19 protein-coding genes and 6 pseudogenes are annotated in these 19,430 nt (G+C 71.9%); 12 read left to right on the top strand and 13 right to left on the bottom strand.

The genetic code is table 11. From position 1 onward, the window contains the following. Positions 1–3: 3 nt before the first annotated feature. Positions 4–992: pseudogene (gene hemC, locus ACQ86J_RS11010) on the bottom strand (hydroxymethylbilane synthase). A gap of 41 nt (positions 993–1,033) precedes the next feature. Between hemC and tsaD the strand changes: the two are divergent. Then, positions 1,034–2,095, top strand: coding sequence for a tRNA (adenosine(37)-N6)-threonylcarbamoyltransferase complex transferase subunit TsaD (tsaD, locus tag ACQ86J_RS11015; protein WP_431272369.1), 1,062 nt, complete (start codon positions 1,034–1,036; stop codon positions 2,093–2,095). A 312-nt stretch (positions 2,096–2,407) separates the two neighbouring features. Here tsaD and ACQ86J_RS11020 read toward each other — a convergent pair whose 3' ends face one another. Then, positions 2,408–3,310, bottom strand: coding sequence for a hypothetical protein (locus tag ACQ86J_RS11020; RefSeq protein WP_431271143.1), 903 nt, complete (start codon positions 3,308–3,310; stop codon positions 2,408–2,410). Positions 3,311–3,679: 369 nt separating this feature from the next. On the opposite strand from ACQ86J_RS11020, the pseudogene ACQ86J_RS11025 reads away from it, so the two are divergent. Beyond that, positions 3,680–4,296 (top strand): annotated as a pseudogene (locus ACQ86J_RS11025) (hypothetical protein). A gap of 8 nt (positions 4,297–4,304) precedes the next feature. After that, complete coding sequence (locus ACQ86J_RS11030; protein ID WP_431272818.1) at positions 4,305–4,640, top strand: hypothetical protein; 336 nt, start codon at positions 4,305–4,307, stop codon at positions 4,638–4,640. 33 nt (positions 4,641–4,673) lie between these two features. Here the strand turns inward: ACQ86J_RS11030 and ACQ86J_RS11035 are convergent, their stop codons facing one another. Next, the gene (locus ACQ86J_RS11035; protein WP_431272819.1) at positions 4,674–5,021 is read right to left on the bottom strand and encodes a LysR substrate-binding domain-containing protein; all 348 of its coding nucleotides are present in this window, start codon (positions 5,019–5,021) and stop codon (positions 4,674–4,676) included. A 16-nt stretch (positions 5,022–5,037) separates the two neighbouring features. Next, positions 5,038–5,589: pseudogene (locus ACQ86J_RS11040) on the bottom strand (LysR family transcriptional regulator); the annotation flags it as partial. Positions 5,590–6,018: 429 nt separating this feature from the next. Between ACQ86J_RS11040 and ACQ86J_RS11045 the strand changes: the two are divergent. Together ACQ86J_RS11045 and ACQ86J_RS11050 are read left to right on the top strand one after the other, a co-directional pair. Next, positions 6,019–6,447: an aldo/keto reductase gene (locus tag ACQ86J_RS11045; RefSeq protein ID WP_431271144.1), complete on the top strand. Its 429-nt coding sequence runs from the start codon at positions 6,019–6,021 to the stop codon at positions 6,445–6,447. Then, entirely contained in the window at positions 6,396–6,566 is a 171-nt protein-coding gene (locus tag ACQ86J_RS11050; protein ID WP_431271145.1) for an aldo/keto reductase, read from the top strand. Before ACQ86J_RS11045 ends, ACQ86J_RS11050 begins: the two co-directional genes overlap by 52 nt. 349 nt (positions 6,567–6,915) lie before the next feature. Here ACQ86J_RS11050 and ACQ86J_RS11055 read toward each other — a convergent pair. The 4 genes and pseudogenes from ACQ86J_RS11055 to ACQ86J_RS11070 all read right to left on the bottom strand — a co-directional run bounded on the left by ACQ86J_RS11055 (position 6,916) and on the right by ACQ86J_RS11070 (position 9,437). Beyond that, positions 6,916–7,790, bottom strand: a pseudogene (locus ACQ86J_RS11055) (3-hydroxybutyrate dehydrogenase). Then, positions 7,787–8,221, bottom strand: a complete 435-nt coding sequence (locus ACQ86J_RS11060) for a hypothetical protein (protein WP_431271146.1) — start codon at positions 8,219–8,221, stop codon at positions 7,787–7,789. Before ACQ86J_RS11060 ends, ACQ86J_RS11055 begins: the two are co-directional and overlap by 4 nt. After that, positions 8,218–8,811 carry a hypothetical protein gene (locus tag ACQ86J_RS11065; protein WP_431271147.1) on the bottom strand — a complete coding sequence of 198 codons (594 nt, stop codon included), beginning with the start codon at positions 8,809–8,811 and terminating at the stop codon, positions 8,218–8,220. The genes ACQ86J_RS11060 and ACQ86J_RS11065 overlap by 4 nt, the downstream gene beginning before the upstream one ends. Further along, positions 8,808–9,437 (bottom strand): hypothetical protein, encoded by a 630-nt coding sequence (locus ACQ86J_RS11070; protein ID WP_431271148.1) that lies wholly within the window; start codon positions 9,435–9,437, stop codon positions 8,808–8,810. The genes ACQ86J_RS11065 and ACQ86J_RS11070 overlap by 4 nt, the downstream gene beginning before the upstream one ends. A gap of 230 nt (positions 9,438–9,667) precedes the next feature. On the opposite strand from ACQ86J_RS11070, the gene ACQ86J_RS11075 reads away from it, so the two are divergent. After that, entirely contained in the window at positions 9,668–11,224 is a 1,557-nt protein-coding gene (locus ACQ86J_RS11075) for a BTAD domain-containing putative transcriptional regulator (protein ID WP_431271149.1), read from the top strand. After that, a complete protein-coding gene (locus ACQ86J_RS11080; protein WP_431271150.1) occupies positions 11,205–11,738 on the top strand; it encodes a tetratricopeptide repeat protein in 534 nt (177 codons plus the stop codon). The genes ACQ86J_RS11075 and ACQ86J_RS11080 overlap by 20 nt, the downstream gene beginning before the upstream one ends. Positions 11,739–11,927: 189 nt before the next feature. On the opposite strand, the pseudogene ACQ86J_RS11085 reads toward ACQ86J_RS11080, so the two are convergent. After that, a pseudogene (locus tag ACQ86J_RS11085) lies at positions 11,928–12,310 on the bottom strand (transposase); the annotation flags it as partial. Between the two features lie 129 nt (positions 12,311–12,439). Here ACQ86J_RS11085 and ACQ86J_RS11090 point away from each other — a divergent pair. The 3 genes from ACQ86J_RS11090 (at position 12,440) to ACQ86J_RS11100 (ending at position 13,659) form a co-directional block, all read left to right on the top strand. Continuing rightward, entirely contained in the window at positions 12,440–12,568 is a 129-nt protein-coding gene (locus ACQ86J_RS11090; RefSeq protein WP_431272370.1) for a cation transporter, read from the top strand. 40 nt (positions 12,569–12,608) lie between these two features. Further along, on the top strand, positions 12,609–12,830 hold the full coding sequence (locus tag ACQ86J_RS11095) for a hypothetical protein (protein ID WP_431272820.1): 222 nt from the start codon (positions 12,609–12,611) through the stop codon (positions 12,828–12,830). A 430-nt stretch (positions 12,831–13,260) separates the two neighbouring features. Then, entirely contained in the window at positions 13,261–13,659 is a 399-nt protein-coding gene (locus tag ACQ86J_RS11100; protein ID WP_431271151.1) for a hypothetical protein, read from the top strand. Positions 13,660–13,749: 90 nt separating this feature from the next. Here ACQ86J_RS11100 and ACQ86J_RS11105 read toward each other — a convergent pair. Continuing rightward, positions 13,750–14,776 (bottom strand): annotated as a pseudogene (locus ACQ86J_RS11105) (NAD(P)/FAD-dependent oxidoreductase). A gap of 100 nt (positions 14,777–14,876) precedes the next feature. On the opposite strand from ACQ86J_RS11105, the gene tsaE reads away from it, so the two are divergent. Both tsaE and ACQ86J_RS11115 read left to right on the top strand, forming a co-directional pair. Then, complete coding sequence (gene tsaE / locus ACQ86J_RS11110; protein WP_431271152.1) at positions 14,877–15,338, top strand: tRNA (adenosine(37)-N6)-threonylcarbamoyltransferase complex ATPase subunit type 1 TsaE; 462 nt, start codon at positions 14,877–14,879, stop codon at positions 15,336–15,338. Between the two features lie 248 nt (positions 15,339–15,586). Further along, on the top strand, positions 15,587–17,311 hold the full coding sequence (locus ACQ86J_RS11115) for a sensor histidine kinase (RefSeq protein ID WP_431271153.1): 1,725 nt from the start codon (positions 15,587–15,589) through the stop codon (positions 17,309–17,311). A 381-nt stretch (positions 17,312–17,692) separates the two neighbouring features. Here the strand turns inward: ACQ86J_RS11115 and ACQ86J_RS11120 are convergent, their stop codons facing one another. The 3 genes from ACQ86J_RS11120 to ACQ86J_RS11130 all read right to left on the bottom strand — a co-directional run bounded on the left by ACQ86J_RS11120 (position 17,693) and on the right by ACQ86J_RS11130 (position 19,217). Further along, a complete protein-coding gene (locus ACQ86J_RS11120) occupies positions 17,693–18,061 on the bottom strand; it encodes a hypothetical protein (RefSeq protein WP_431271154.1) in 369 nt (122 codons plus the stop codon). A 101-nt stretch (positions 18,062–18,162) separates the two neighbouring features. Next, complete coding sequence (locus tag ACQ86J_RS11125) at positions 18,163–18,645, bottom strand: hypothetical protein (protein ID WP_431271155.1); 483 nt, start codon at positions 18,643–18,645, stop codon at positions 18,163–18,165. A gap of 23 nt (positions 18,646–18,668) precedes the next feature. After that, positions 18,669–19,217 carry a hypothetical protein gene (locus ACQ86J_RS11130; protein ID WP_431271156.1) on the bottom strand — a complete coding sequence of 183 codons (549 nt, stop codon included), beginning with the start codon at positions 19,215–19,217 and terminating at the stop codon, positions 18,669–18,671. Positions 19,218–19,430: the final 213 nt, after the last annotated feature.

The following is a 19,430-nucleotide window of genomic DNA, read 5'->3' on the forward strand; positions in this document are numbered from 1 at the left end:
GGGTCAGGCGAAGAGGTCGGCGGGGCTGTCGGCCCTGAGGCTCGCGCCCAGCTCGGCGCCGAGCCGCTGCGCATCGGCGGCCGGGCCGGTCAGCGACCGCTTCAGCAGGAAGCTGCCATCCGGCCGCGCCACCAGGCCGGTCAGGTGCAGCTGGCCATCCGGCAGCAGCCGCGCGTGGCCGCCGATCGGCGTGCGGCAGGACCCGTCCAGCGCCCCGAGGAAGGCGCGCTCCGCCCGGCTGACGGCAGCGGCCGTGCGGTCCTCGATGGCCGAGAGCAGCTCGCGCAGCGCCTCGTCCGATCTGCGGACGGTGATGCCGACGATGCCCTGGCCGGCGGCCGGGACCATGGCCTCGGGGTCGATCACCACCGCCGCCTCGGCCTCGAGCCCGAGCCGCTTCAGCCCGGCCAGGGCCAGCAGGCTGGCGGCAAATCTCGCCCCCGCACGCGCCCGAGCCGGGTCTGCACGTTGCCGCGGATCATGGCGCAGCGGAGGTCGGGCCGAGCGGCCAGGATCTGGCTCTGCCGGCGGACGGAGGCGGTGCCGATCACGGCGCCGGCCGGCAGGCAGCCATAGGGGTCGGCCGCATCCGGCGCGCCGCAGCCCTGCCCGAGGATGATGGCGTCCCGCGCATCCTCCCGCTTCAGCGTGCAGGCGAGGACGATGCCGGGCGGCAGCTCGGTCTCGAGGTCCTTCAGGCTATGGACGGCGAAATCGACGCGGCCGTCCAGCAGCGCCTCGTGGATCTCCTTGGCAAAGAGGCCCTTGCCGCCGATATCCGCCAGGCGGCGGTCGAGGATCCGGTCGCCGGAGGTGGCGATCACGTGCTCCTCGAAGGCCTGCGCGGCCCGCAGCACGGGACAGAGCACGCTGACGATCGACAGGAAATGCCTGGTCTGCCACAGCGCGAGCGGCGAGCCGCGGGTACCGACGCGGAGCGGCAGCAACCCGCCATGGCGTGGGATGTCAGCTTTGGTTTGGCCGGAGGGCATGCAGCCGTCATAGAACCCCGGCCGGGAATGAGGAAGGCGTGATGGACAGCGGGGCCGCGGTGCTGGGGCTGGAATCGAGCTGCGACGAAACCGCCGCGGCGGTGCTGCGCGCCGACGGGACCATCTTGGCCGAGGTCGTGCTGAGCCAGCTGAAAGAGCATTCCCCCTATGGCGGCGTGGTGCCGGAGATCGCCGCGCGGGCGCATCTGGACCACCTGCCGCGGCTGGTCGCCCAGGTGATGGCGGAGGCGGGGCTCGACTATCCGCAGCTCGCCGGCGTCGCCGCCACCGCCGGGCCGGGGCTGATCGGCGGGCTGATCGTCGGCAGCACGCTGGGCAAGGGGATCGCGCTGGCGCATGGGCTGCCCTTCGTCGCGGTGAACCACCTGGAAGCACATGCCCTGACCGCCACCCTGCCGGGAATTGGGCCGGGGGAGATGGATGCGCCGGTGCGCTTCCCCTATCTGCTGCTGCTGCTGTCCGGCGGGCATTGCCAATGCGTCGCGGTGGAGGGCGTCGGGCGGTATCGCCGGCTCGGCACCACGCTCGACGACGCGGTGGGCGAGGCCTTCGACAAGTCGGCCAAGCTGCTCGGCCTGCCCTGGCCGGGCGGGCCGGCGCTGGAACGGCTGGCCCGGCAGGGCGATGCGACGCGCATCCCGCTGCCGCGGCCGCTGCTGGGGCGGGCGGGCTGCGACTTCTCCTGGTCCGGCCTCAAGACCGCGGTGGCGCATGCGGTCTCTCGGAGCGCGGGCACCGAGCAGGACCGGGCCGACATCGCCGCCGCCTTCCAGGCCTCGGTCGCCGTGGTGCTGGCCGACCGGGCGCGCCATGCGCTCGACATGCTGCCGGCGGCAACCGCGCTGGTGGTGGCTGGGGGCGTCGCAGCCAACCAGGGTGTCCGCGCAGCGCTGGCAGGCGCCGCGGCGCAGCGCGGCCTGCCACTGGTGGCGCCGCCCGTCCGGCTCTGCACCGACAATGCCGTCATGGTCGCCTGGGCGGGGATCGAGCGGCTGCGGCTCGGCCTGGCCGACGCGGTCGGCCATGCGCCACGGCCGCGCTGGCCGCTGGAAGGGATGGCGGCCAAGGGGATCGCCGCCTGAGGAATTCAGCCGGCGAAGCCCCGCCGTGCCGCTCAATCCGCGGCAAGAAGCCTGCGGCCGGCAGCCATCCCGGTCCAGGCGAATGCATGGCGTCGATTTGGTCGGGTTTGGCCCATCCTCGTGGACGGATCATGGGCTCGACTGAGCACGGGTCCGCACCAACCCGACCATCGGATGCCGGAACTCCGGCGTCTCGGCAGGGTAGGTTCCGGGCATCGGGGAACACCTCACGAGCGGGCTTCGTTGATGTCCGCCGCGACGGGGCAATCCCAGACCCACCGCGTCAGCCGGTGCGTCCCAGGCGGCTGTCGTTCACCGCGCCTTCGCCCGACGCGTTGCCAGCGCACGCTCCAGGGACGCCGCCTTGCGCCGTTCCTCCCGGAGCACGTCGATCGTCGGCCGCCACCAGCCACGTGCCAGGTCGGCCGGGCTGGACGGTGTCCGGGCTGGCCAGGCCTGGACCAGCTCGGCATGGGTCGGTCTGCGCCAGGCCGCCCAGATCAACGCGGCGGGGCCAGCGGTGACGCCGGGGTAGAAACGATCGGCAATCCCGGGCTCGACGACCTCGCCGGTGACGACCTCGAACACCACGGGTCCCGCATGGGTCATCAGGACACGGTCGATCGGCGGCTGCGCATCCACCGGCACGGGATACCGATGCCGGCGCCGTTCGGCGGCCTCGGCACGCCTGTCCTCCTGCCCCGGGGAGGACCTGCGGCTTGCCGCGCGCTTCCGCCGCTCCTCGGGCTCGGCCTGGCGGGCGGCATCCTCGATGGCGGGCCAGCGCCGGCGCAGGTCCTCAATGGACCGGAACGGCACGCGCCACGCCTTCGATGCGGCGTCCCATCGGGCCCAGGGAACCGCCCGCAACTCGGCGATGGCGGCGCGGGAATAGGGTGTCCGCACCACGAGATCCTCGGCGACCTCCAAATAGGGGCTTGTGATCGGCTCGAAGGCGAAGGCGTCGCGGCCGCGTTGGTCGGCATGGGCCAGCACGCCCGTCCATGCATGACTCATCCATAGCGTCAGGCGTCGTTCCGCTCGCGTGCCCGGCACGAACCAGGCACCCAGGTCGTCGCGCCAACGCGCGCGCGGGAATGCCGCACGAAAGCGCTCCACGGTCATGCGGTCGTAGGGGAAGGCAGCGGTCGCCCCGGGCACACCGTCGCCGGGATCCTGCTGCGTCGCGCTGAACTCCAGTGTTTCATCGACCACTGGCCGCTTCGTCCGTCGAAGTGGACGTCGCGAACATGTCCGCTTCCAACCTTCTGTCGGTACTTCCGGCGTCATTCTCTCGAAGACGCATGATCGCCTTCCGCGTTCGGTGCGGACGAGCCACCGGCTCGCCAGCGGCGGCCCGATCCGCCAATATCCCGGGATCCTTGGCCCCTCGTCAGCAAGGCCCCATGCCCGACCTGTTCAGTCCCTACACCCTCAAAGGTGTCACCCTCCGCAACCGCATCGCCATGTCTCCGATGACCATGTACCGATCAGTCGATGGCAAGGTGGGCGACTACCACCTCATGCTGATGGGCTCGCGCGCCGCCGGCGGCGTTCGGCCTGGTCTTCCCCGAGCAGATCGCCATCACCCCCGACGGCCGCACCGGCACCTGCTGCGCCGGCATCTGGGACGACGATCAGGTCGAGGGCCTGGCGCGCATCTGCGCCCTGGTGAAGGAAATGGGGGCCGTTCCCGCCATCCAGCTCGGCCATACCGGGCGCAAGGGCAGCGAGCAGAAGCCCTGGGAGGGCAAGCGGCAGATCGCCCCGGATCACCCGGATGGCTGGCAGGTCCGCGGGCCCTCCGCCATCCCTTATGGCGGCCGCTACCCCTACCCGGTACAGGCGCTGAGCATCCCCGAGATCCACGCCCTGCATCAGGCCTATGCCGACGCCGCGCGCCGGCCCTGGCGGCCGGCTTCGAGTGGCTGGAGATGCATTTCGCCCATGGCTACCTGGGCGCGAGCTTCTTCTCTCCGCTCGCCAACCAGCGGACCGATGCCTATGGCGGTAGCCTGGAGAACCGCCTGCGCTTCCACCGCGAGGCGCTGGACGCCGTGCGCGCCGTCTGGCCGGAGCGGCTGCCGCTGACCATGCGGCTCGGCTCGGACGACTTCCATCCGGACGGGGTGCATGCTCGACGACGCCGTCTGGGCGGTCGGCGAGCTGAAGCGGCACGGGGCTGGACCTGGCCGATCTGAGCCTCGGCATGAACACCGACGACCTGCGCGAGCCGCCCTTCTCCCAGGCCGCCTTCATGGTGGAGCGGGGCAACCGCGTCCGGCGCGAATGCGGCATTCCGGTCGCGGTCAGCTGGAACCTGGGGACTCCGGCGATCGCCGACCGGGTGATCCGCGAGGCGCTGATCGATCTGGTGTTCCTTGGCCGCCCGGCCCTGGCCAATCCCCATTGGCCGATCTGGGCCGCGCGGGAATTGGCGCATGACGACCCGTTCTCGCTGCTGCCGCAGGATTGGTCCTGGTGGCTGAACAACCGTCCGGGCTCCGAGAACTCGCATGGCTGGCCGGCTCCCGCGGCCAGGTGACGGGGTCCCGGATGGGCTGGGACGGCGGCATGGTCAGCCCCGGCCGGACCGGGCCGAGGCCTTGACGAAATCGACGAAGGCCCGGAGCGGGGCCGGCAACAGCCGCCGCCCGGGATAGTAGAGGAAGGGCCCGGGGAAGGACGGCCACCAGGGCTCGAGGACAGGCTCGAGCGCCCCGCTGTCGAGCTGCGGGCGCAGCCAGTCCTCGAATAGGGCGATGATCCCGGTGCCGGCGACCGCGGCCTCCACGGCAAGATCGGTCGCCGCGCCGGCGCTGACGAGCAGCGGCCCCGTGGGATTGATCCTGACCACCTCGCCGTCCCGCTCGAATTCCCAGGCGATCATGGCGCCGCTGGCGAAGCGGCCCTGAAGCGCAGGCATGGCCAAGCAGGTCGCGCGGATGCTGCGGCCGGCCGTGGCAACGCAGATAGGCCGGGGCGGCTGCGGTCGCGAAGCGCTGGATGCGGGGCCCGATCGGCACCGCGATCATGTCCGCCTCCAGACGCTCGTCGTAGCGGATGCCAGCGTCGCAGCCGGCGGCCAGCACGTCGACGAAGCCGTCCTCGGCGATGACCTCAAGCCGTATGTCGGGATAGGCCGCGAGGAAGGGCGGCACGATCCGCGGCAGCACCAGCCGCGCCGCGCTGACCGGGACATTGAGCCGGAGCGTGCCCGCCGGCCGGTCGCGGAAGCGGTTGACCACGTCAATCGCGGCCTCCACCTCGCCGAGCGCCGGGCCGAGCCGCTCCAGCAGCCGCGCGCCCGCCTCGGTCGGCCGCACGCTGCGCGTGGTTCGATGGAGCAGCCTGATGCCGAGCCGGGTCTCCAGCCTGCGCACCGCCTCGCTCAGGCCCGAGGCGCTGGTGCCGACGGCCCGGGCGCCCTCCCGGAAGCCCCCGGCGCGCGCCACGGCAAGGAAGGCCTGAAGGTCGCCGAGGTCGGCCCGCATCGTTCGAGATTCCTGCACAGGGCGTCCGGATTGTCCCCCGTTATCGCGCAACGCAACAGGGCGTAGCGAAGGAGCGCCACGCAGCAAGGAGCACCAGCATGACCAGCATCGACCAAGCGGGAACCCATCGGCTCGGCAGCCGCCGCGTGACGCGGCTCGGCTACGGCGCCATGCAGCTCGCCGGGCCCGGCGTCTTCGGGCCGCCGCGGGACCGCGCGGCGGCGCTCGCCGTGCTGCGCGCCGCGGTCGCCGGCGGGGTCAACCATATCGACACCAGCGACTTTACGGCCCGCACGAGACCAACCGGATCATCCGGGAGGCGCTGGCGCCCTATCCAGCCGACCTCACCATCGTCACCAAGGTCGGTGCCCAGCGGGACGGCCAGGGGCTTGGCTTCCGGCCGTCTCGCGCGAGGCGCTCACCGGGGCGGTGCACGACAACCTGCGCCATCTCGGCCTCGAGGTGCTGGATCTCGTGAACTTCCGCAGCATGCTCGACGTGCACGGGCCGGCCGAGGGATCGATCGAGGCGCCGCTCACCGTGCTCGCCGAGCTGCAGCGGCAGGGGCTGATCCGCCATATCGGCCTCAGCAACGTCACGCCGGCGCAGGTGGCCGAAGGCCGAAGGCTCTGCGACATCGCCTGCGTCCAGAACCACTACAACCTGGCGCATCGCGCCGACGATGCCCTGATCGACGACCTCGCCCGCGATGGGATCCCCTACGTCCCGTTCTTCCCGCTCGGCGGCTTCAGCCCCTGCAATCCGCGGCGTTGTCGGCGGTGGCGGGCCGCCTGGCCGCCACGCCCATGCAGGTCGCGCTCGCCTGGCTGCTGCGCCGCTCGCCCAACATCCTGCTGATCCCGGGAACCTCGTCCCTCGCCCATTTGCGCGAAAACCTTGCCGCCCCCGGGCTCGCACTGCCGGACGCGATGGTGGCCGTGCTGGACCGGATCGCGGCTGGGGGTGAAGCGGCCTGAGACGCGCCGGCTCGGCCACGACGAGGGCGCGAGGTTCGGACCCGGCCGCCCCACCCGGCGTCGCCAAGGATGGCGGCAGCCGGGATGCGCCGCTGTCCGGGAGGTGGAAGCTCCGGTCCGCCGCGGAGCGCGGAAGAAAGCTGCTCGACGGATGCAACCCGGCGCCATGCCGGCAAACCGCCACGCCTGCGACTTGCGCCAGACGGCCCGCCCGACCGGGTCCCAACGATGCTCGAGCCGAGGCAGCGAGAGCATATCGCGGGCGGGTGTGGACGCCCGGCCCCGTGAAGCTGCCCGACAAACCATGGCATCGTCCGGATTGCGCGTTCAAACAGACGGGCAATCCGGTCTAGACGCTGATCCATCCCCCGTCCATGGCGAGCGCCGCGCCGGTCATGGTCTCCGCCGCCTCGCCGCACAGGAACACCACCAGCGCCCCGATCCCCTCGGGCGTCGAGAAGCGTCGCATGGGCTGCTTCGCCCGGAGCAGCTCGGCCGCGGCCGCCTCGATCGGGACGCCCCGCGCCTCGGCGATCCGCCCCACCTGCGCCTCGACCAGGTCGGTGCGGACCCAGCCCGGGCAAATGGCGTTACAGGTGATGCCGTCGTTGGCCGTCTCCAGCGCAACCACCTTCGTCAGGCCGAGCAGGCCGTGCTTCGCCGCGACATAGGCGCACTTGCCTTCGCTGGCGACGAGGCCATGCACCGAGGCGATGTTGACGACGCGCCCCCAGCCGCGCCGGCGCATGCCGGGAGCGCGGCCCGCGTCAGGCGGAAGGCGGCGGAGAGATTGAGCCCGACCACCTCGTCCCAGCGGTCTTCGGGGAAGTCCTGTACGGGGGCGACGTGCTGGATGCCGGCGTTGTTGACCAGGATGTCGGGCAGCGCGCCCGCCTGCGCCTCGCAGGCGGCGAGCAGCGCCGCGGCGGCCTCCCGCTCCCGCAGGTCCGCTGCCGCGTAGCCGACGCGCCGCTCGCCGCCAGCCACGCGGCGCGTTAGGCACTCCGCCGCCAACGCACCGTCCGCGCCCCGGCCATTCAGCACCACATGGCAGCCGGCATCGTGCAGCGCCTCGGCGATGCCGAGGCCGATGCCGCGCGTCGAGCCCGTCACCAGCGCGGTCCGGCCGCCGAGGGGCGCCGCGGCCCGGCGTGCAGCCGAGGACCCCATTGCCCGGCACACTGTGCCGGTGTGGCGGTGGGGTTCGGCGACGTCCGGCGTCATGGCTTCGCGGGCTCCTGCAGCGGTGCCGCGCCGGCGGGGCCTGCCTCCCGCTCCAGCCCCGCCGTGTCCCGTCTCCGCGCCATGAGCGCCGCGAGGATCCGGCGCGTCGCCGCGGGCAGCATGAAGATGGGGAACACGCCCATGGCGAGGAGCAGCTCGACCCCCGGCCGGTCCGCGAGGAACGGCGCCGCCGCGGACCAGATCAGGGTGATGTTGCGGTTGCCGCTGACCAGGCCCACGGTCAGGGCGCGGGAGCGCTCCATCACGCCGCCGAACAGCAGCGCCCCGACCACCTGGAACCCGGCATTGGCAAGGAAGGCGACGGCGAGCAGGAGCGCCGCCTGCCAGGGCGCCTCGAGGATCTGCGCCCGCATGCCGCGCATCGCGCCCACCGCCACCAGCAGGAGGCCGAGGACGGCGATGCCCGTCATGGCGTTCGGGTTGTCCGCCACCCACCGCCCGGCGAAGCGCCGCAGGAGAAGGCCACCCCGGCCGCCGCGCCGACGATCAGCCCCAGCCGCGCGGCCAGCGCGAAGGGCTCGAGCGCCAGCTCTGCACCCGTCAGTGCCACCGCGAGTGGCGGCAGGTAGAAGGGTGACGCCAGCGTTGCCACGACCGTGGCAAGTAGGGCCAGCGGCGCGCTCAGGCCGAGCATGGCGGCAATCACCGCCGCGCTGCCGACCGGCGGGGCGAGCGCGGTGAGCAGCAGTCCCTGCGCCACGTCCTGGTGCGGCCGGGTAAGCAGCAGCAGGGCGAAGGCGAGCAGCGGCACGCCGAAGGTCGCCCAGGCCAGCGCCGCCAGGACGCCGGCGCGGTCCGTCGCCTCGGCGCGGAATGCCGGCCCGTCCACCTTCAGGAAGGCGCCGAGCGTGAAGACGAAGACCGCCAGCCCCATCATCGGGCGCGCAAGCTCGGCCAGCGGGGGCGCGACCAGCCCGGTCAGCACGCCGCCGCACAGCAGCCCCGGCCCGTTGCGGCCGGCGAAGGCGAGCAGCCGGCTCGCATTGACGCCCGTGGTCATTGCCGGCCCGCCCGCTGCGCATGCGCAGGCGGATCCCCGGCCCAGGGCCCCGGCGCTGGCGCACCGGCGTCACGCCCGGCTGAGAGAGAGGCCGCCGAAGGCGCGCACGCCCGCTGCGCCTGGGACACGGCCGCGGCGAACTCGGCTGCGCCCAGTGCACCGGCCGCGCGGAGCGCGGCGACGTGGCCGAGGAACTCGCCGCTCGTCAGCGCGCATTCGACCTGCTCGACCGAACAGATGCAGAGGGACGATGCCGGCGGTTGCCCCGCGGCCGCCAGCAGGCGGCAGAAGGCGATGACGGCGCCATCGTCCAGCGGCGCGGCGGCCGCCGCGCCATAGCGCGGCAGGGCGGCGACAAGCATCCAGGACAGGATCAGCCTTGCGGCCATCCCGGCGCGGCGTCGTGCTGTCCTCCTGCCGGCGAGACCGTCGCGAGTCCCTCGTCGCCACGACCGGATGGCGCCCTGCGTAATGCGCATCTGCTTCTCCTCGGTGGCGGCTGCGTCCCGGCGCGCGCCCGCAGCCACCGCCGGCGAGCTTCCCTGCTGGCGCTCGCTCAATGGCGTTAAAACGACGTCAATACTGCGGCTGCAACATTTGACGCTTTCCAGGGACGCGAAGATCAATTCCGGATTTCAGCGAAAGGTATTCAGAACGCCCAGGAGTGATGCTGGCTCGATTTTGAACGCAGCAACCGCGATTTCCCGATCTACGATCTGACCTCTGCATCCGCGTGCTGGGAAAGCACCTGCCGATGCTCGCATGCCGCTGGATCTCGACTTTCGTGCCGTCCGGACGCGCCTGCGAGGCGGAGTGATGGAGGAGACGCGAAGGTGCCCCGGACAGCGACCACGGCATGAACACTCTCGCCTCCAAGCCGACGCGCATCCGCATGCTCGGTACCTTCGATGCCAGGCTGGCCGAAGGCACGCCGGTCGCCGGGCTGGGGCGCCGGACCATCGCCCTGCTTGCCTGCCTCTCGGCCTCGGACGAGTCTTGGACGCGTGACGATCTGGCGGAGCTGCTCTGGTCGGGACGCAGTCTGGACCAACGCCGCGCGAGCCTGCGCCAGGAGCTGCTGCGGCTCCGCCGCGCCCTCGGCTGGCGGGCCGGCGACGATGCGGCCCCGCAGGGTCGCGTGCGGCTGCCGGAGAAAGCGGTCGAGATTGACGTGGTCGCGTTCCGGCGCGCCATCCTGGTCCCGGACGGTGCGAGTGCAGCGATCGCGGCGTATCGCGGCCCGCTGCTCCAGGGATTCCGGCTGGAACCGCGCGATCCCTTCGCCGCCTGGCTTGCCCGCCAGCGGGCCGTGTTGCATGCGGCCGCGATGGACGTGATGCTCGGCGTGCTACGCTCCGGTGCCGGATCGGCGGAGCTTGCCCGCCGCATCCTGTCCTTGGACGATGCCTGCGAGGAGGCGCACCGGTTCCTGATCCGCCGCCACGCCGAGCAGGGCGACATGGGCCAGGCGCTGGCACAGTTCCGGGCCTGTGCCGAGGCGCTGCGGACCGGACGCGGCGCCGAGCCTTCGGCCGAGACCTGCGCGCTGCTCGACGACGTCACGATCTCGCTCGGCGCCAAGCCGCCGCCATGTCCGCCGACGGCGGTGCGCCCGCCCGGGGCGGCGGTGGACTGGATCCGCCGCGCGCCCGACCGCGCCCCGATGCCGGCCACACCGGACGCGCAGCCCCTGCCGGTGGTCGAGGACCGGCCCTCGGTCGCGGTGCTGCCCTTCGCCGCGCTGTCGCACGACCTGCTGGCCGGGAGCACCCTGGCCGATGGCATGACCGAGGAGGTCACGAATGCCCTGGCGCGCATGCCCGGTTTCTTCGTCACCGCCCGGCAGTCCGCGCTCGCCTATCGCGGCGTGGCGCTCGACGCCCGCCGCATCGCCTCGGATCTCGGCGTGCGTTACCTGGTCGAAGGCAGCGTCGAGCAGGACGGCCGGCGGATGCGGGCAGATCTCCGCCTCATCGAGGGCCGCACGGGGCTGCACCTCTGGGCGGATTCGGAGGACGGCCCGCTCGGCGAGGTCATGGCGGTGCGCGACGCGGTGGTGCACCGGCTCGCCAGCCGGCTCCAGCCGCGGCTGATGATGGAGGAAATCGCGCGCGCGGTGCGCCGCCCGCCGCGCGACATGGATGCCTGGACCTGGCTGCAGCGCGCGAACGCGGTGTTGCTGCGCGGGCGGCACAGGGAAGCGCTGGATCAGGTGATGGAGCCGCTGCGGCGGGCGCTGGAGGCGGACCCGCACTACGCGATGGCCAATGCGCTTCTCTCGGCGGTGCACACCTGGCGCGCGGTGTCCCAGCTGTTCCCCGATCCGCCGGGCGAGAAGCGGCTGGCGCGCGCGCGCCGAGGCGGCGCTGGCGGCGGAGCCGGACAATCCCTTCGTGCTGGCGCATTGCGCTGAAACCGCGATCTACAGCGCGGCCGACATCGACGCGGCGCTCCGCATGCTGGAGGTGGCGGTGGAGCGAGACCCGAATGACGCGAACGGCCTGGCGACGCTGGCCCATGTGCGGCGCTCCGCCGGCGAGGACCCGATGGGCAGCCTGGCGCTGATCGAGGGCGCGGCGAGGCTCAGCCCGCGCGACCCGCGCAGCTTCCTCTGGCACCACTACGCGAACTGGTGCCACTTCCGCCTCGGCGCCTATGATGGGATGGAGGCGGCCTGCCGCCGCTCGATCGAGCTCTACGGCCGCTACCCGCTGAGCTGGATCGCGCTGACCAGCGCGCTCGGGCTGCAGGACCGTCTTGAGGAGGCGCGCGAGGCCGCCGCGGTGCTGCGCCGGATGCGGCCCTCCTTCAGCCCGGATGGGTTCTACGAGACGGCGCGCGGCTTCTATGGCCGCCGGTTCGACGGCCAGATCGACAGCGAGTACCGGAACCTCCGGTCCGCGCTGCGGCGTGCCTGGGACGGCTAGTTGCCGGTCCCGCCGAGCAGGGCAGCAATCGCTGTCAGCGCCGTTGCCGCCCGGGTCCCGAGCCCCGCGATGAGCGCCTTGGCCAGCCCCCGTTGGAGTAGCCCGGCGGCTAGGGAGGAGGCTGGGATAGCGTAGAGGAAGGCGCACACGCCGGAGGAGATCATCGCCGAGCTGCGGCAGGTTGAACGCAAGATGCCCCTGGATTTTTCGGGTGCTCATGCCGCGCGCGTACATCGACACGATCTTGTCGTCGAAGCAGGGGAAGCGACGCTGGTATTTGGCGATCAGCTGCGGATCGAAGGTCGCCGGCCGGTCGCGCAAAACCTGTAGGTCGAGCCGGCCGGTGCCGGTCAGCATCGACTTCGCGCCTTTGCCATTTCGGCCACTGGCCCGGCCGTACGGCTCGCCGCCCTCGAGATGGTGGTCGAGTTCGGCGTTCAGCGCTCGCTCGGCCAGGGCCTTCTTACGCCGGTCCAGCAGGTTCCCATCGGCCAAGGCGATCAGGCGTCCGAGCCGGCCAGCAGCTGGTCGAGCAACTCATCCGGGATCGCAGGCTGCTTGCGTCGCGGCAAACGATGGCTCCTTCAGCAGCATCGTACGGCTCCACACACGGAAATCCCGACACTCCCCGGCGAGCCTTCGCCATTCGCGTCGCGCTGAACCTTGGCTGCGTCATTCTGGAAAGCGTCTTCGGCCTGCCGTTGCACTCGCTCGCCCTGCGGGCCGATGCGGGCCACAACCTCTCGGATGCCCTGGGATTGCTGCTGGCCTGGGTCGGCGGATGGCGGTCGCAGCAGCGTCCGACCCGCTGGCAGACCTACGGCTATTAAGGCAGGTTCCATCCTGGCGGCGCTCGGCAATGCCGTACTGTTGCTCGTCGCCGTCGGCGGCATCGGTCGGGAGGCCGTTCTCCGCCTGCTCGATCCGCAACTGGTTGTCAGCAACACGATGCACTGGGTCGCTGCCGTCGGACTCGCGATCAATGCCGGTGCGGCTTGTTTGCTCCATGCCGGCCGCAGGGAGGCATCAACATCCGCGGCGTGCCGAACAACATCAGCCTGCAACCGCTGCAATGCCATTCACCCGAGCTGAACCCAATTGAGAACGTCCGGCAGTTCCTGCGCCAGAGCCAGCTCAGCAACCGGGTGTTCGACGATGGCGACGCTACTGTCGGCGCTTGCCGCAGGCATGAGATGCGGCGATCGACGATCCAACCCGCATCGCCACCCGCAATGAGGCACAGGTCATGATTTAGCAGCACTGATATTGTACCGCCGAGCCGAAGTGCCGATCAATGCGCCGGTCACCTCCGTGCCTTGGATCAAAGGGCAGTACGGGCAACTGAAACACGAGCGGCAGCCGCTGGATGGGCAGGGACGAAGACTTTCGGACACGAGTCCTACAAGACGAATGTCGTTTCCATCCGACCACGACAAGCCCGGCCGGCCCCGCAACATCCCCGGCGAACCCCCGTCCCGCCCCTGCGTTCCGAGGAGCCAAAGAGGACAGGGACACCGCCGTCATGGCCAGCCAGACAAGCCCGAAGCAGGGCGCCGACCACCCCGAGAATACCCCCGACGCCAATGTCGAATCCGGCGTCGAGCAGACCTTCCCCGCCAGCGACCCGGTCGCCTTCACCACCTCGCAGGGCTCGCGCGCTGAGCGACCGGAGGCGATGATGAACGCTGCCGGCAGCAAGCCGGCCCCCTGCGACGACGGCGTCACGCTCTCGATGCGCTTCCCCGATAGCGAAACGGCGAAGCTGGCGCTCGAAGCTGCGGTGCGGGAGGGGCCAATCGACCGGCGCAGCGCCTCCATTGACCTCGACGATGACCGGGTAACGATGCGCCTGGAAGTCCCGCGGGCGGACCGGGAGCGGCTGGACGGGCTGCTGAAGAAGCACGGGGCCATGGAGGCCTGAGGGAGAAAGGCCGGGGAGACAGGAATCTCCCCGGGCCCCGTGTCTATGTCTGTGAGTTCGGTACGCGCTGCGTCGGAACACCTGTCTCCATCAGCCGCCCGGGACGCCCTTGCTGGTGCTGTACTCGAAATGCAGCGCCTCTCCCGGGAAGACCCGCGGGTGAACGGCATGGGCGGCCATCGCGGCTTCCGAGAAGCCCTGCAGGATCAGCTTCAGCTTGCCGGGATAGGTGGCGATGTCGCCGATCGCATGGATGCCGGGGAGGCTGGTCTCGCAGGTGGCGGGCGCAACCGTGACATGGCTGTGCGACAGGCCAAGTCCCCAATGGGCGATCGGGCCGAGTTCCATCGAGAGACCATAGAAGGCCAGCAGGTGGTCGGCCGGGACGGTCTTCACCTCGCCCTTCAGGGTCGAGAGCACGACGCCCGTCAGCCGGGCGCCGTCGCCCTCGAGCCCGTGCAGTTGGTACGGGATGGCCATCTCCACCTCTCCCCGGGCCGCGGCGGCGTCCAGCCGGGCGGTGCTTTCCGGCGCCGCACGGAATTTCGGCCGGCGATGCACCACGGTGACGTGGGATGCGACCTCCTTCAGGCTCAGCGCCCAGTCGACCGCGGAATCACCTCCGCCGGCGATCACCACCCGCTTGCCGCGGAAATCCTCCCGCCGCGCCACCAAGTAGCGCACGGCGCCCGAAGCCTCGTAGCCCGGCAGGCCGTCCAGCGGCGGCCGGTTCGGGCCGAAGGCGCCGGCCCCAGCGGCCAGGATGACCGCCTTCGCCTTGATGGTGTCGCCGGCGCTGGTGCCGAGTTGCCATTCGCCGTCCAGCTCGCGCAGCGCTCTCGACCCGGCGGCCGAGCAGGTACAACGGCGTGAAGGGGGCGGCCTGGGCTTCCAGCTTGTGGATCAGCGCGCCGCCCTCGATCTCGGGATGCGCCGGGATGTCGAAAATCGGCTTCTCCGGGTAGAGCGCGGCGCACTGCCCGCCGATTGCGTCCAGCGCATCTACCACCACGCAGCGCATCCGCAGCATGCCGCATTGGAAGACCGCGAAGAGCCCGACGGGCCCGGCGCCGATCACCGCGACATCCGTCTCGACCGTCACCCCTGAAGCCCGCATGCCACCCATTCCCGCCGCCTTCGGCGCTTTCCCGCAGAAGCCGGGGGTCCTACAGGACATGCGCGCGGCGACCAAGCCCGAACCCTGCCCCCGGAACCCAATGCCAGGCCCGATCACCCTTCCTCTGCCGGACCTCGGTGCTACCGGGCGGCTGGCGGCACGCCTGGCGCCCCGGCTAGGGCCGGGCGATGCGGTGCTGCTGGAAGGCCCGCTGGGGGCGGGGAAGAGCGCCTTCGCCCGCGCCCTGCTGCGGGCGCTGGCGGGCGACCCGGAGCTGGAGGTCCCCTCCCCCAGCTTCACCCTGGTGCAAAGCTACGACCTGCCGGGTGGGTGGGAGGCGCATCACTACGACCTCTATCGCCTCTCCGGCCCGGCCGAGGTGGCGGAACTCGGCTGGGACGAGGCGCGGGACGGGCTGGTGATCGTCGAATGGCCGGAAAGGCTCGGCGCGCTGCGGCCGGAAGGCGCACTGGTGGTGCGGCTGGCCTATGGCGCGGGGGAGGAGGCGCGGGTGGCGGCGCTGTCGGGCTGGGCGGCGGAGCGGCTGGCCGGGATAGCGTGACCGGGCGTGGGGTGGAGGCCGGCTGCGGGCGGAGAGCGGAGCCTGCGAGCCGCCCGGCGGACCTACCGGCACCCAAGATGCAGGAAACGTAATTACCAATAGGTCCGGGTTGCAGTAGTATCACCGGAACTTTCGGTGGTATCCGTTTCAGTTCTTGCGGCTGCTGCTCGTAGATCTCGAAAGTCTCTGCAATAGTTTCGGTGGCGCGAGGCGGGATTTCTGCCCGAGATGGAGTAGCGACGAACTCGATGCGCCGTTGGTCGCTGCGTGCCCGTCTGGCGCTCCTCGTCGCCGCCGGCGTCCTGCCGCTCGTCGCTTTCAACCTGACGAACGCCTATTACGGCTACCGCGAGGAGCGGGCACGGGCCTCCCGCCAGGCGCTGAGTCTGGCGCATGGCCTCGCCCTGGCCGTCGAGGACGAGTTGCGCGCCCGCATCGCGGTGCTCGAGGTGCTCGCCCTCTCCCGTCCCCTGGCTGACGGCGACCTCGCGACCTTCAGGCTCCATGCCGAGGCCGTCCTCGCCCGCCAGACGCCGGGGGCAAACATCTTGCTGCTGCGCGAGGACGGCCAGCAGCTCCTGAACACGGCGGTGCCGGCGGGGAAGCCGCTGCCGGCGCGGCGGTACCTCGACAACCAGCGGCGCATCTTCGCCACCGGACAGCCTTCCGTGTCGAACGTCTTCGTCGGGATGGTTCTGGGACGGCCGCTGATCGCCATCGACGTCCCGGTGCGCGGCGCCGACGGGCGCGTGGCCGCCGTCCTGGCGCTCAATCCCACCCTCGACGCCTTCGAGCCGCTGATCCGGCGCCAGCGTCCGGGCGCCGGATGGATCGTCAGCATCGTCGACCGGACGGGCGTGCGGGTCGCACGCCTGCCGGACCCGAAGCCCTGGGTTGGGCGACCGTTGACGCCCGAGTTGCTGCACGCTTGGTCCACCGGTGCGCCGGAGGGCACGCTGGAGACGGTCTCAGCCGAGGGCGCGCCGGTCCTGGCCGCCTTCAGCCGGCTGCCGGAGACCGGCTGGGGCGTCACGGTCGCGGTTCCCCTGGCCGAGCTGACGCGGCCCGCCTGGCGCTCGGCGCTCGTCTCGCTCAGCCTGGGGGCGGCGCTGCTGCTCCTCGGGATCGCCCTCGCCCGCTGGCTCGCCCTCGGCATCCTCCGGCCGGTCCGCGCACTGCTACGCTTCTCGGCCTCGCTGGAGGCGGAGGGCATGGATACGGCGCCGCTCTCGGCGCTCGGCCTGCCCGAGGCCGAGCGGCTCGCCACGGCGCAGATGGCCGAGGCCCGGCGGCGCCGCGCCGCCATGGCCGCCGCCATCGACAGCGAGCGCCGGCTCCGCCTGGTGGTCGCCGAGCTCAACCATCGCGCCAAGAACGCGCTGGCGACCGTGCAGTCGCTGGCGTTGCTGACAGCGCGCAGTCCGGCCGGAAGCGATCCCCTCCGCTTCACCGAAGCCTTCACCGCCCGGCTGAAAAGCCTGGCGCGAGCGCACGACCTGCTGGCCGCGCTGTCCTGGGAAGGGGCCGCGCTGGACGCGATCCTCCGGGCCGGGCTCGCGCCCTGGATCGAGGCGGATGCCGAGGCGGCCGATCCGCGCCTGCTGGTGGCCTGTCCCGGCGACCTGCCGCTGCCCCAGGCCACGCCGGGCCAGGTGCAGGCCCTGGTCATGGCGCTGCACGAACTGGCCACCAACGCGACGAAATACGGCGCCCTGTCGGTCCCGGGCGGCCGCGTCGAGATCCTCTGCCGGGCCGATCCGGCCGGATTGGCGGCGACGATCGATTGGCACGAGCGGGGCGGCCCACCCGTGTCGGGGCCACCGGCCCGGCGCGGCTTCGGCACGCGGCTGCTGGAGCGTGCGCTCGTGCGCGATCTTGGGCCCGGAGCGTCGGTCAGGCTGGATTTCGAGCCGGCTGGACTGCGCGCGACCATCCGCTTCGTGCCGCGCGCGGCGGCAGCCCTGGTGGCCTGAAGGCGAGCGGCCCGTCGCGCGGGGCCATCCGGCCTCGGTGCATCGCCTGTCGCTTCAGTCCGGCGATCCAGCGAGGCCGCCGCAAGTCGGGCGCCGATCTCCGCCATCCTGCCTCTTTACCGGCTGCCATCCCCGCCGCGCGCGGCCTGCGGCGGCCTCGATGCAGTGCAGGCGATCGGACTGCGGCGCACCGGCTTGGCCGGGGGCAAGACCAGAAGCGTGACCGGATGGCGACGCCGACCCGGTGCGCCGCAGCGGGCCTTCCCTCGAACGGCCCGGGCCAGGTGCGGGCCAGCCCATGCAAGCGGGGCCGAGCCGCCCGGCGCGTCGATGCGCACCGGACGGTCCGGCCACTGGCGTGACCAGGCGGATCGCGGCGATCTAGAAGGCGAAGGCCGCATCGCGGGACGAGCCCTGCCGCCGCTGCTCGCCGAGGAGATGCGCCAGGGCCAGCCGACGCAGGCGACGGCGACGCACCAGGCTGCCGCCAACCAGCAGGCGCGCCAGGCGGCGCTCCTCGTCACCGTCCTCGCCCTCCTCCTCGTCCTCCTCGCGGCCGGCATGCGACTCCCGCAGCAGGCCGGCGAGCAGCAGGCGCCGGAGGCGCCGGTGCCGCATCATGCGGCCGCCGATCAGCAGGCGCATGATCCGGCGCTCGTGCGCCTCGCCGCTTTCCTCCTCGTCCTCCTCCTCGGGCTCATCCTCCTCCTCGCCCTTCAGCCGTTCGCCAAGGAGATGTGCGAGGGCCAACCGCCGGAGGCGACGGCGCCGGACCATGCCGCCGGCGACCAGCGAGGCGGAGCAGCCGGCGCTCCTCGCCGCCGCCCTCTTCCTCGCCGTCCTCCTCGCCCTCATCCTCCTCGCCCTCCTCCATCCGCTCGCGAAACAGGTGCGCGAGGAGCAGGCGCCGGAGCCGCCGGCGGCGCACCGAGGCTGCCGCCGACCAGCAGGCGAACAAGGCGGCGCTCCTCCGAGCCGCCCTCCTCGTCTTCCTCCTCGCCTTCGTCCTCGCCTTCGTCCTCGCCTCGCTCACGGAGGAGATGCAAAAGCGCGAGGCGGCGGAGACGCTGCCGGCGCAGGATGCTGCCGCCGACCAGCAGGCGGACGAGGCGCCGTTCGTCGTCGCCGCCCTCCTCACCGGCCTCCTCGCCGATCTCCTCCTCCGTGCCCTTCATCTTCTCGCCGAGCAGATGGGCGAGCAGCAGGCGCCGCAGCCGGCGGCGGCGCGCCAGGCTGCCGCCGATCAGCAGGCGGGCGATGCGCTTCTCGTCGAGGCCGGCCCCCTCCTCCTCGGGGCTAGCGCCCTTGCGCGCGCGGGACAGCGTTTCGGACATTCTCGATTCCTCCTTGTACTGGCTCAGCTTGCGCTGGCGTTGTTCCCACCGAGCGTCTCGGGGGACGGTTGCGGCCGTCCGGCAGGGCCCCGGCGACGCCGCGGCGCCGTGGTGCCGCCGGCCTCGGCCGGAGCGGTGGCGGCCTGCCGGAGGAGGGTCGCGAGGGCGACCCGCCCGAGGGCGGCCTGGTCGAGGAAGCGCGCGGCCGGGCTGCGCGCGATCAGCGACCGCAGCAGCATGCGTCGCAGGTCGGCCTCCTCCGCGGAGCCGCCGTCCTCGCCGCCGACGTTCCCGAGCACGCAGGCGATGCCTGCCTCGAAGGCCTGTTCCATGACCGCGGCAAGGTCGCCCGCCTTGTGGTGCTCTGCGAAGCGCGCCCGGTCCTCTGGCGAGAGGTCCGCACGCGCCCCGGCGGCGTCCAGGCTCTCGAGCCAGACGACCTGGCCGGAATCGGCACGGACGGTCAGGACGTAGAGTTCCGGGCGGGGGATCGTGCGGGCGGCAGCCCGGGCGGGCCCCGGATCGGGCGCCTCGGGCTTGGCCGCAGCCGACCCGTTGTCGGTATGGGGCATTCGTCTTCTCCCAGATACGGTAAACCGCCCACGAACAACAGCACGGCCGAAACGGGCCAACCGGGCGTTTCTTCACGTTGGAAGAAACCTCCACTGGCCACATAATTCATCCATGATAAGTTGTAGTGGGTCACTGCATGATGGACTTGCGGGCACGACTCCTGTCCGGCGCAGGTTTTTCTTGCACGGAGGCCGGATCGATCGCTTGTTGTT

Origin of the sequence: Dankookia sp. P2 (assembly GCF_050632255.1) — a bacterium.
Classification (GTDB): Bacteria; Pseudomonadota; Alphaproteobacteria; order Acetobacterales; family Acetobacteraceae; genus Paracraurococcus.